Origin of the sequence: Jatrophihabitans cynanchi (assembly GCF_027247405.1) — a bacterium.
GTDB lineage: Bacteria > Actinomycetota > Actinomycetes > Mycobacteriales > Jatrophihabitantaceae > Jatrophihabitans_B > Jatrophihabitans_B cynanchi.
In genome coordinates this window covers 3,270,098-3,282,437 of sequence record NZ_CP097463.1, presented here as the reverse complement: position 1 = coordinate 3,282,437, position 12,340 = coordinate 3,270,098, and the positions used below count along the sequence as shown (strand labels likewise).

At 65.5% G+C, this 12,340-nt stretch carries 6 protein-coding genes; all 6 read right to left on the bottom strand.

Features of this window, described 5'->3' with window-relative positions; genetic code table 11:
* Positions 1-9: 9 nt before the first annotated feature.
* The 6 genes from M6B22_RS15955 to M6B22_RS15930 all read right to left on the bottom strand — a co-directional run bounded on the left by M6B22_RS15955 (position 10) and on the right by M6B22_RS15930 (position 12,340).
* Positions 10-3,123: a glycosyltransferase gene (locus M6B22_RS15955; protein ID WP_269442555.1), complete on the bottom strand. Its 3,114-nt coding sequence runs from the start codon at positions 3,121-3,123 to the stop codon at positions 10-12.
* Between the two features lie 5 nt (positions 3,124-3,128).
* A complete protein-coding gene (locus tag M6B22_RS15950) occupies positions 3,129-4,220 on the bottom strand; it encodes a class I SAM-dependent methyltransferase (RefSeq protein WP_269442554.1) in 1,092 nt (363 codons plus the stop codon).
* A gap of 87 nt (positions 4,221-4,307) precedes the next feature.
* Entirely contained in the window at positions 4,308-5,993 is a 1,686-nt protein-coding gene (locus M6B22_RS15945) for a GH25 family lysozyme (RefSeq protein ID WP_269442553.1), read from the bottom strand.
* A gap of 125 nt (positions 5,994-6,118) precedes the next feature.
* Positions 6,119-10,630 carry a hypothetical protein gene (locus M6B22_RS15940; protein WP_269442552.1) on the bottom strand — a complete coding sequence of 1,504 codons (4,512 nt, stop codon included), beginning with the start codon at positions 10,628-10,630 and terminating at the stop codon, positions 6,119-6,121.
* The gene (locus M6B22_RS15935; protein WP_269442551.1) at positions 10,617-11,342 is read right to left on the bottom strand and encodes a sugar phosphate nucleotidyltransferase; all 726 of its coding nucleotides are present in this window, start codon (positions 11,340-11,342) and stop codon (positions 10,617-10,619) included. Before M6B22_RS15935 ends, M6B22_RS15940 begins: the two co-directional genes overlap by 14 nt.
* Positions 11,343-11,359: 17 nt before the next feature.
* Positions 11,360-12,340 carry a GHMP family kinase ATP-binding protein gene (locus M6B22_RS15930; RefSeq protein WP_269442550.1) on the bottom strand — a complete coding sequence of 327 codons (981 nt, stop codon included), beginning with the start codon at positions 12,338-12,340 and terminating at the stop codon, positions 11,360-11,362.

Genomic DNA, 12,340 nt, shown 5'->3' with positions numbered 1-12,340 from the left:
CGTGCACCCTCAACCCCTCGCACGCTCGCGTAACGCATCCTGAACCAGCATCAGCAACTGTTCGGCCCGGGCAGCGAAGGAGTGCTCCGCACGTATGCGCTCGGCGACCTCAATCCGCTCGGCGGCGGGGGCGAAGCTCAGCCGCCCTGCACCGCTGCACAGATATGCCAGCTCCTCGACCGTGGCATACGTACGAACCGAACCTCTGAACAGCTCCTCGATCCCGTCCACCCGGTCGCTGATCACTCGAGCGCCCGACGCAACCGCGTCAAAGAGCCGGTTGTTCAAGAACCCGTTGGCGGCCATATCCGGCCAATGATCGTTGAGCACGACGCCGGCCGACCCATAGGCGTTGCTGAGGTCGACGTTCTCCAGGTACGCCGCCTGCAGCACCCCGTCGGGCAACCGCCCGGCCCAACCCGGCCCATACACCGCCAGCTCGACCTGTGCTTCCAGCGCGTCGCTCACGATCTGCCGTGACTCCTGGCCGCGCGTCCCACCGACAAACAGCACGGAGTGGCCGTCGTCTCGCACGAAGCGCGGTGCGAACAGGCTCGGGTCAGTTGCCTGGTAGACGACGTGCACGGGCCGCCCGGATGTGCGGCTCATCGCCTCGGCCCACGCAGGAGACGCCGACGCCACGATGTCGAACTGCTGCACCTCCCGCACGTCCACAAGGTCCGGGTGGCTGATCACCCAGAGCACGTTTACTGCGCCCGGCTGCGGGTGGGCCGGGGTCAAGCCGCGCAGTGTCAGCACCACGTCCGACAAGTGTGCAACCGAACTGTCATGCGCCCCGTGCCGGAAAACCACCGGTTCCTGCTGCAGCGCGCCTAGGGCGCCCGTGAGCGCCGCGGCGAAATGACTATCGCCCCAGCGGTCCCCGCCAGGTCCGGGGACCGAGCTGATGTTGATCGACCAGCGCAGCCGTTGTGGAACCCGTTGCGCCGTCGCCCTCTCCAGTGCCGAGCCCGGCCGGCTCAGCACAGCTCGCGGCGCCGGGTAAGGCGATCCGTCGCCCTGCACTGCCGCTACCTCAAAGCCGACTGCCAGGTAGCGATCTCTGCCGTCCGTGCCGGCGGGCAACCTACCCCGCCAGCGGTCCAGGAAGATGCGGCGGTTCTCAGCGATGTACGTGCCGCGGCCTGGTGTGCGGCTTTCGTAGTGGGTAACCACCGAGTCGTGGATCACGCTGAAGAACCCCCGCGGGTTCCGCTCCCGTGCGCGAAGGCACAGGTCGACGTCCTCCATTCCGTTGGCGTACAAGCAGTCGAAGCCGTGCAGCGCGATCACGTCCTCCGCCCGCATCGCGAGCGCAGCCGCGGTGACCGCCTCGAACCCGCCCCCTGAGTCGCGGCGGGCGTCCTCGGCAGGATGACCTGGGAGGAACGGACTTGCCACCCGCTCGTCCGCAAGGAAGACCGTTCCCGCCGACTGGACGGTGTCGTCGGGGAAGAGCAGCAACGGCTGCGTACCGAGTACATCCGGATCGGCCAAGGGAGCAACCAAGGGCTCGAGCCAGTCCGCCCGCACCACGGTGTCGTTGTTCAGGAAGACGACGCGCGCGCCGGTTGAGTAGGCGAAGGCTGCATTGCAGCCGCCGGCAAAGTTGTAGTTGCGCGCAAGCCGTCGCACGACTACTCGAGCATCGCCCGCGAATGTGGCCCAGAGCAATGCGGAAACCGACCGCTGCGACCCGTTGTCGATGACCACCACCTCGACGTTCGCCTGCGCAGCATCGGCCTGTGCCAGCACGGCCAGCACAGCGCGCCTCGTCATCGTGAAGTCACGGAATGTCGGCATCAGGATGGAGGTGCGACCTCGAACCCGCTCGCCGAGGCGTTCCTCTTCCGCCTGCCAGTCGACGAGGTTCTTGCCGAGCGCCGCAAATTCCCAGTTGTCCGACTCGGTTCGGGTGATGCGATCTGCCGAGCCCTCGACGCTGTCGTAGCGTGCCCCGATAAATGGAAGCAAAGTGATCGGTGTCCTACGGGACAACCGCAACACCAGATCATGGTCCATCCAGCGCCGGAACGATTCGTCCAAGCCGCCGACCTCGCGCAGCAACTGCGTCTCCGCGACCAGGACGATCAGCGGGACGTGATTCTTGATTATGAGATCGTCGTAGTCGCCCTGGAACGCGAGGTAGGTCGCAGGGCCGCCCACCGTCACCTCGGCGACAGCATGGGCCACGCGTAAGCCCTGTCCATGCATAGCGGCGAGCGAGAGCTGCAGGAATACCGGTTCCCACACGTTGTCCGAGTCGAGGAACGTGGTGTATATCCCTCGGGCCTGGCGGATGCCTACGTTGCGGGCGGCGGCCGCTCCACCGGACACGGGCAGCTCGAACACCCGGATGCGCGGGTCCTGTCCGGCTAGCTCGTGCAGCACCTGCGGGGTGTGGTCCGTGGAGCCATCGTCGACAACCAGCAGTTCCCAGTCCCGGTGCGTTTGCGCCTGGATGGACGCGATGGCATCTACGACGATCTGCGGACGATCCTTGACAGGCATAACCACAGAGACGGCAGGACGGTCGGCGAATCGAGGTACCGGAGCTGCTGCCCACCGCCGCAACCAGTCGGCATGGTCCCGCGCGTTCCACACGTCGATCGTGCGTTTGCGGACGCGTGCGAGTTGATGGCCGTACTCGTCAGCACGCCGCAGCGCCTCCTCGCGCACGCGACCCCAGCTGGGCGGTGCACCGAGAAAGTCCTCTGGAGTGGGAAGGACAGTGTCCGGCCGCGCCGTCTCTAGGAAGTGGCCCAATGCTCCAGCCGGATGCGTGCCGGCGTCCGGGTGTAGCTCGAGCCATCGTCGTGGCGAGAACAGCGGACTCAGATCGCGCGGCTCCGCGGTGTTGATCAACCGCTCGAGCAAGCGTCTGAAATTGCCGCGTTCCTTCCATGCCGTCGTCCAACCGATCGGCAGGTAATCCGGCTCGACGAGGGGATGGAACGCCCAGCCGCGCTTCGCGCCCCAGCGAATCGCGTGTCGGGCCGCAGCGAGGTCGCTGTCGAACTCTACGCGGCACTGCGCTTGATAGAACACGCGATCGAATAATCCGAGGGTGATAAGGCGTCTCGCTTGGATGTCCTCCGGAGCATCGCGGATCGTGTTGTCCACACCGATCACGACTCCTGGGCGGGCGCCCGCATGTCGTAGAACGTCGATCGGCCGATCTTGGCGCGCTCGATGAGGTGCCCATGAGGCGTTGAACGGCTCAGCCAGTCTTCGGAGATCTCCTTTTCCGCCGGACGATTCGTGTCATCCAGCACTACGACCGAGTCGTCATAGAGGCGCGACTGCAACAGCACATACGCGGGCCGGCGAGCCAATCGTCCGGTGTCACCGGGTGGCCCGTCAACGAAGAGCAGATCGATGCGGTCAGGCAGTAGGTCCAGGGCGGCGAGGTCGTACCACTGGACACTCTCGCCCTCGATCACCGTGTCCGCTAGCGGTGCATCGATGACGGTCGCCCACTGTTCGAGTCCGTGCGCCCGGAGCTGATCGCGCGCCAGCCCGGCGAACCTCACCTCGTGCTCTAACGCGAAGACGTGTCCGGTACCGCGGTGCCGGAGCGCCAGTGCAATCCATACCGTAGACGTCCCGCAGCCACACTCGACGATGTTCTCGCGCGTCGAGCTGAGCACTTCGTCCACGAGCGCAAGCAGGGTCTGCCCGGTCAGCGCCCATCCGCCCGGCAGGGGCAGGCTCCCCGGCCCCACGCCGAGTCGCTCGGCCAGACGCGCCATCTCAACAGTCAGTCCGGGCGCCTGCTGGAGTTGGGTCTCCACTTGGTCCAGACGATGCAGCACGCTGCGGTGCCGGGTGCCGGCAGCCTCAGTCGCGCTCGCGCGCGCCTCCAAAAGTCGGCCGAGCGTCTCGGTCGCTACTACCGACTGCTGCGCGACGATCGGTAGGTCGTTCAGTTGGGTGCCGATCCGCTCCAACGCATCGAGGAGTCGTTGCGGGTCTGGCTGCCGCGAACCGCGCCCACCTGCACCGGTGAGCGAACGAGAGACGTGCCGCTCGAACACGACCAGGCGGTTGATCACGGTGCGGGTGGATGTCCACAGCGCGACGACGAATGCCGCGACGGCCAAACTCAGAAGCGTAAGCGCGACGCGGGCGTTGCCGATCGCAGCGAACACTGCTGCGAGCACGGATAGCACGCCGGACGCTCCGAAGCCGATCCGCCGTACCTGGGCCGTGGAAATCACCGAATGTTCTCCCAATCAGGACATGCATGCCGAAACCGCTGCTCACCTTATCGTCTGGCCGCATTGGCATTGTCCCGACGTGGCGCGTTAGAAGAACACGGTGGACCAAGCTTGTGGGGTGCTGAAGCCGGTGCCGGTAGAGGTCATCACATAGGTATTGCCACTGTTGACCGCGACGAGATCGCTCTTGCCGTCCCCCGTCACATCGGCACTCAACGTCGCACGCACCCCGTAAAACGCCGCACCGGACCACAGCCGCGGAGCACTGAAACCCGTGCCGGTAGAGGTCATCACATAGGTATTGCCACTGTTGACCGCGACGAGATCGCTCTTGCCGTCCCCCGTCACATCGGCACTCAACGTCGCACGCACCCCGTAAAACGCCGCACCGGACCACAGCCGCGGAGCACTGAAACCCGTGCCGGTAGAGGTCATCACATAGGTATTGCCACTGTTGACCGCGACGAGATCGCTCTTGCCGTCCCCCGTCACATCGGCACTCAACGTCGCACGCACCCCGTAAAACGCCGCACCGGACCACAGCCGCGGAGCACTGAAACCCGTGCCGGTAGAGGTCATCACATAGGTATTGCCACTGTTGACCGCGACGAGATCGCTCTTGCCGTCCCCCGTCACATCGGCACTCAACGTCGCACGCACCCCGTAAAACGCCGCACCGGACCACAGCCGCGGAGCACTGAAACCCGTGCCGGTAGAGGTCATCACATAGGTATTGCCACTGTTGACCGCGACGAGATCGCTCTTGCCGTCCCCCGTCACATCGGCACTCAACGTCGCACGCACCCCGTAAAATGGGGTGCTAGACCATTCGGCCGGCGTGGCGAACGCACTGCCGCCGGACGCCATGACCGCGGTGTTGCTTCCATAGTCGGCGACGAGGTCGGCCATGCCGTCACCCGTCACATCGCCCTGCAAGCGGATGTTGCGATCCGGAGAGGCCAAGGCATCCAACGCCGCCACAGAGCCGAGGAAGACATCGCCGTCGACATCACCCTGGATACCGGAAATCTGCGCGGAAGCGGTGTACTGCCAGACGGTGTAGGAGGACCATCCGGCTGGGAGCGGTGCCGGGGACGTGCTGCCCCAGGAGGCAATGTTAAGCGGAAGGCGGGCGAACTGAGTGCTGCTCGCCGTGCACGCGTTCCACCAGTTGGTTGAGGTGTAGAGCAACGGCCGGACACCGGTCTTTGTCTCCAGTCTGTTCACGAACGCACCGATCCAGGCGCGCATCGCTGACGAGCCGAGATTCCAGCAATCGTTCTCGCCGGTGATACCAGCGTATGGACCCTCCAAGTCGATCATCGGAGGCAGGGTCCGCCCATCGGAGCGGTAGGGCGCCGCAGCCAGCAGCGCGTCGGCCTGCTCGACCGGATCGTTGGTGTCCGGTCGACCGAACGCGTAGGCACCGACGTACATGCCGGCCGTCTTGGCTCCCAGCGCGTCGTCGCTGTAATACGGATTGACGTACGTCGTCCCCTCCGATGCCTTGACGTACGCGAACTTGACCCCCGCGCCTGCCACCGAACTCCAGTCGATTTCCGCTCCGCCGGGGTGCTGGTAGGACGCGATGTCGATGCCGGCGACGCCGGCAGGTCTGGCTGAGGCGACCATGGGGGCCAGCCCCGCCTGAGCCCCGGCCTGGGCATGCCCGCCTCCGCCCGGAGCGATCGGCGAGTCGTGGCTCGGCGGCAGGGCGTCGACCGCCGTCGCGCAGAGAGCCGCGACTCCGGCGAAGGCCATCCAGACGACCACCACGCAACCCAGGCGCCGTACTGCCGTGATGCCGCTCGCTCGATCACACGCCACCATAGGGCTCCTTTACAGACGTAGTGACGGCTGTACGCGCCGCCGCTGTCGATCATGATCACTCTGATGCATTACCGCACTCCCGACAACTCGATCCGAGTAATCGGTGCACCCCCGGCCCGGATGACGTACAACTGACGGGTGCTGTAGCCGTACCACGGGAGGCAACTTCCGACGCGAACCCCGAGCGTGTCGCCACTCGCGGGCAACGCGTTGACGCGAATCTGCTCGCCGTCGCCTGACGGAAGTGCGTCGGTGATCGCGAGGCCCGCCGTGCCCAGACGGCCAGCGGCGCGAAGGGTCAGCAGGTCGAACTGACTCGGGTCGATATCGGCGGGGAGGACTGCCTCCCCAACGCGCTCTGGCGTCTGCGATTCCAGCTTTCCCGGAAGGGGCGCGCCAACTGCGACCTCACTGCCATCCGGCAGGCGTACCGATCGCGGTACGAGTACGTCGACCGGTTCGCCCTTGATGGGGTGCAGCTTCCCGTCGGACGCCAGCGCTAAGGCGATGACGGCGTCCGGCGGAGCCGGTCTCAGGACCGCACTGAAGCCGACGCCAATAAAGCTCACGCCGATGACGCGGGCTACGTCGATCCGCGCGATGCTCGGGGCAACTACTGCGCGGACCTTGCCGCCGACGACCAACATGATCGATTTGGCTGGCCTCTTGGCGACCGGGTCCGCCGCCCAGCCGCTGACCCGGGTCACTGTGCCCGCAGGCGTGACGGGAATGGTAAGCGATCGGCCCGCCGGCTTCGAGGTCAAGAAGTTTGGGACGTTGCCCCAGTCGCAGGAACCACTGCTGAAGTAGAGCGAGCTCGTCCGAGCAGGCTCGGTGAGATCAGGAGCTGGAGGAAGCGACGCGATGAGGTCCTTGCGCACCATCAGGAGAAAGCTGTGGGTTTGCAACACCGGAACCCAACCGCGCAGAACGAATCTGCTGACGAGATAGTGCCGCACTTGGTTCGATATTCCGTCCCATGCGGGCAATCCGATGTTCCGGCTGTCGAACACAATGACAGGCGGCCGGCTCTTCTTGAGTCCATCGATGAGTGTCTTCTGTGCAGATGCGGGGACCGCCATACTGACGTGGACGAACTTGCTGGCAGGTATCCGATTCAGTAGGTAGTAGATATAGCCAGGACTGTTGGTCATATCGAACACTGGTGCGGTCGTACCGGCATAGGTGTTCAGAGCCGCCTTCAGGTCGCTGACAAGGGCCGGATCCACAGCGCCGGGGAGGGAATACCCCAACTGAGCGACACTTGGCTCTTCGGCAACGACAGCGTGGGTCCGGCCCGGAATGGTTCGGACCTGCGACCAGATCGACGGTCCGGTGTGGAACACCGGGATCACCAGCAGGCAGACGACGAAGGCGCAGACGGTTACCGGGTGTCGGACAGGTGACTGCAGGCGGAACTCTCTCAAGCGGCCGGATCGCGCCGCCTCTCGGATTCTGCGATCCGCCCAGCTGAGCCCGGCGTCAGCCTGCAACACGATCAGCGGCATCGTGGCGGTGAAGGACTCGTGCAGATGCCCTAAGTCGAACCGGCCGAGCGCCTTCTCACCGTAGAGCGCAGCGAACCCGGCCGCGGCTACCATCACCCACTGCCGAGGCGCCCAGTCCTTCCGTGTCCGTAGTCGATACGTCACCACAGCGTAGGTGACTAGTACCAGAGCGATGCCTAGCCCGAAGTAATTCCAGCCACTCTGCTTGATCTGGATCGGCGGGATGACACCCGACGCATTGTGTCCTGGACCGAAGATCAAGTAATACTGGATGAACGAGCCCAGCGAGTCATTGGCCGCGAGAAAGGCCGCCCACACAGCCGCTAGCGCTAGGCCCGTGCCGAGCACCCAGTAGGTGCGACGAAACGCCGCACGAAGTGGGCGCCCGGGGTTTCGATGCGTGAAGTCAGCGGCTGCGAGCGCGAGCAGGATCGGTATGGAGACAAACAGGGTCTCCGGCACCAAGATCTCGAGGGCGAAGAGCAGCAGCGCGAGGACAGCGCACCAGCGTGCGCTCTGCCGTCGCACGGTCTCGCCGAACAGCACTAACGCGATGGGGACGAGGATGAAGCGCTGTTGAACCCCAAGCGTGATCCCGGAGAGCACGACGAGCACTGCCAAGATCGGTAACCACGTGTTGCGACGACAGGTCCATACTGCGAGCAGGTACAGCAGGACCCACGCCAGTGGGTTCAACACCGCGGTTATCCCAGCCGTACCCGCCCACCGCGTTTCCCCGAAGAGATGTGCCGAGATGCTCCCGGTGAGCACATCCGGGTAAAGGCCATGGATGAACAGCATGTCCCGCCACGGGAAGAGTCCACGACTTAGTAGCCAGCCTCCAGTCAGCGACTGGGCGTCGTCGAAGCCGACGAACCGTCCGAGCGCGCCGGGGATCGTGGAGATCGCGATGAACACGAAGACGCTTCCCACGGCTACCTTGAGGACGGTTGTCTCGACCAGCCTGGCCGCCATGCCGCGCCTCAAGCGCCAAACGGCCCAACCCGCAGCACCAAGCGCCAGTGGCACCCCCAGCCACCACGGTAGCCAGGCGTAGTAGTGCCGAGTCCGGTCCGAACTGACGAAGACCGAACACTCCCGGGTCGCCACCCAAAGACCGATGAGGGCGACGAACCCGGCAAGAACGCCGTTGATCGCCGCAACGTCGCGTGCCCAGCGTCGCGCGAACGAGCGGACTGGCCCTCGCTGAAGCAAGCCAGCACTGAGCGCCGCCGCGACCAGCACTCCAAGAACGTACGTGAGACCGTAGGCAACGCCGTGCCGGCCGACTTGTCGCGCGTGAGCATGCGCGCTCGCCTCGAGCGCGAGCACCCCGGCAGGCAGGGCGAGCCGCGCCGCTAAGGAGAGCAGACGTCCGGCAGCGAAATCCGGCTCGTCCGGCTCGTCATCGACCGTCAATGCGATTGCTGGGAGGGGCTTGATTCTGGACGGCCGGCGAAGCGGTCCTCGCCAGGCGAGCAATAGGTAGAGCGCGATGGCGAGGATCGGGAACACGTAGACTACGAGACGGTAGGCGAGAAACGACGGCAGATAGTCGTAGTTCGCGAACGTGGGGTAGCCGACAATGTCGATCCGGCCACTGAGGTGGCGCGGCTCGCGCGCCCAGATCACCAAGGCAATGAGCGCGGAGGTACCCAGCGCCAGCACCAGCCGGACCGTGGGTCGCCACCAGGCTTCGATCGGCTGCGCGGCAGGGGTAACAGGACCGTCGGCTGCTTCAAGCGAGCATGTCGCCTTGACGGAGCGCGACCACGACGGCGCCGACGGACGCTGGTGACGCGCAACGCGACCCGCGACGGCGGGCCAGCTGCGCAAGTCCGCCGTGACGAGCACGGCGAAAGCGAGCGACGACGCCAACGCTCCGCACAGGAAACCCGCGGTTGCTCTCGTCACAGGGCTCGCAGAGACGATGGTGCCGAGGCCGAGCCCTACTAGCCCGATCAGCCAGCCCGAACAAACGGCGGCATGGCGGCCGCGCCCGAGCATGGCTTGCGCAAGCACCGCGGCACCGAGGAACAGTCCGACAGAGATTCCCAGCGCTAGGAAGCCGATATGACTCAGACCGTGGCGGAAGCCGAACAGCAACCGCAAGCCGAGTGGCCCGAGCAGCGTCAGTGCCGCAGTACTCGCTACGACTAGGACACCGCAGATCGTCAGCACACGGCGAAGTAGCTCGACAAACTCCGATCGCCGATCGGCGGCGGCGTGCTCGGCCATTGCAGGCAGGAAACTCGGCTGAACTGCGGTGAAAAGGAACACCGGGATGCGCACGACTACCAGCGCGGCGAGAAACGCGCCCGCCTGGGCGCGCTGCGTACTGTTGCTGAGTAGCTGGATGACCAGTGGTCCGGCATTCACGAGAAGCTGAGCGGCGAGGGAGCCGAGCAGCAGCCAGCCGAGCGGTCGGATGAGCGGGCGCGACTCAGCCGCGTTGATCGGGGCCGATGGTCGTCGTCCGAGCAAGGAACCGCCAAGGGCAATCCATGGCGCGGCAGCGAACAGCCAGCCCACCGCGCTTACGGCATCCACACTTGCCGCGGCCAGCGCCAGGACGCCGACTAGCCGGAACGCGCCTTCGATACCAAGCTGGATCCCGTAGCGTCGCAGCTCACCAGCACCGGCGAATACACCGCGCGAGAGAAAGCACGCGGCGTATCCCGGCAGGGCGATGCAGAGCGCGGCGAGCAGGTCTCGGTCGCCGTTGAGCAGTCGTAGGACCGAGCCGTGCGCCGCGAGACTGAGCGCGACGAGCAGCAGCGCCGCGGACATCGCGATAGCGCTCGCGCGTAGGACCAGTCCCCGATCGCCACCGCCCGCACCACGATCGCGCCCGCGTCGCCTCGCGATCTCCTGCTCGAGTGGCAGGAACAGACCGGTCGCGACAGCCGTGATCAGCACATACAACGCCGACAGCCCGGCGAAGTGGGCCGCACCGACCAAGCGGCCGGCGACTATCAGGGTGAGATACGTGCAGCCTGCCTGCACAGCCAGGCCGGCAACCAACGGCGCGGAGCGTGCGAGCGTCCCTGGACGGACTTCAGTGGTTGCCATTCACACTTCCGCGGCATTCTCCACGCAGCATCCGGTCCAGCTCGTCCCGACCCCGCGGCGAGCCGATCTCGTAGAAGCGATCGCGCACCTCGAAACCCGCGAGCAGCCCCTCGGTCGCCAGCGTGGCGCACAGCGCGGCCAAGTCGTACACCGCCTCGGTCGGCACCCGCTCGGCAATAACCGCAGACCGGAACGCCAACAGCCCGTAATCGACCCAGCGCATCTGCGGAGGTGGACTCGCCAACCCCTTGGCGTATCTGACGACGCACTTGCCGTCGAACACCACGTTGCTGGCGTCCCACCGGCCGTCGTTAAGCAGCACGGTCATCAGGGCGGGCTCGGCGCGCGCCTGGGCGGCACGCAGTACCTCGGCAGGATCGACCTGCAGCCACGAATCGCCGTACAGCACGAGGAAGCTGTCGTCGAGGCAACCGCGATCGTAGGCAAGGCGTAGGGCACCCGCCGTGCCGCGCAGGTCGTCGCCTTCGTCGACATAGCCGATCCGAACGCCGATGCCTGATCCGTCACCCAATTCATCGCTGACCATCGAGCCGAGGTGTCCGATGCAATACACGACCGAATCGACACCAGCGGCCGCGAGCCAGCCCAACTGCCACTCGGCGAAGGGTCGGCCAGCGACGGGCAGCAACACTTTGGGCACAGTCTTGGTCTCGGGCCACATGCGGGTGCCAAGCCCGCCGGCAAGGATCACACATTGCATGCTGCGGCCTAGTCGCGGACGAGAAGAGTGCTGCCGTCGTGGTCGAAGGTGAAGCGCACCTCGACGAGGCCTTCGGCCGCCATCACCTTGCGCAGCGCCATTGGCTCCCGCGTATAGAAGAGCAGGAATCCTCCGGCCCCAGCCCCCACCAGCTTGCCGCCGATCGCTCCCGAGCCACGACCGACGTCGTACCAGCGATCGATGCTGCCGTTGGACATGGCGGCGGAGCGCTTCTTCTTGTGCTGCCAGTGCTCATGCATGAGCGCGGCAAACTCCTCGGTCGCGCCGGCCTCGAGCGCCGCCTTGCTTCGCAGACCCAGTTCTTTGACGAAATGCAGGTTATCGATCATTGCGGCGTCGCCGCCCTCAGACCTGTCCTTCTGCTCCTGGAGGACCGTGTCCGCCCCGCGCGAATAGCCGGTGAAGAACATCAGCAGGTGTTCCTCGAGGTCGTGCAGCGTGGCAGTCGATATGTCGAGAGGTGATACCACGACTGAGCCGTCTTGGCGGAACTCGTAGCAACGCACGCCGCCGAACGCTGCGACGTACTGGTCCTGCTTGCCGACCGGACGCCGGAGCTTTTCGATCTCTACGGCACAGGCCTCGTCAGCGAGATCAGCGGCCGCAATGTGGTTGCGCTGCATCGCGTAGACGGCCCGCAACAGGCCGACGGTGAACGCGCCCGACGAGCCGAGACCTGTCCCTGCTGGGATGTCGGCCATGCTGACAATTTCCACGGCTGGACCGATGTCGTGCGCGACCAGCACTTCGCGGACGATCGGGTGCTCGATATCGGTCGGTCGATCGACGCGCTCCAGCGCCGAATACTTCAGGAAGTAGTCCGGGGTGAAGGTGCGATTGACGGTGATGAAGATGTACTTCGAGATCGCAGCCGAGAGGACGAACCCGCCGTGTTGCTCGTAGTACGACGGAAGATCGGTTCCGCCGCCGGCGATGCTGATCCGTAGCGGGGTCCGGGTGATGATCAT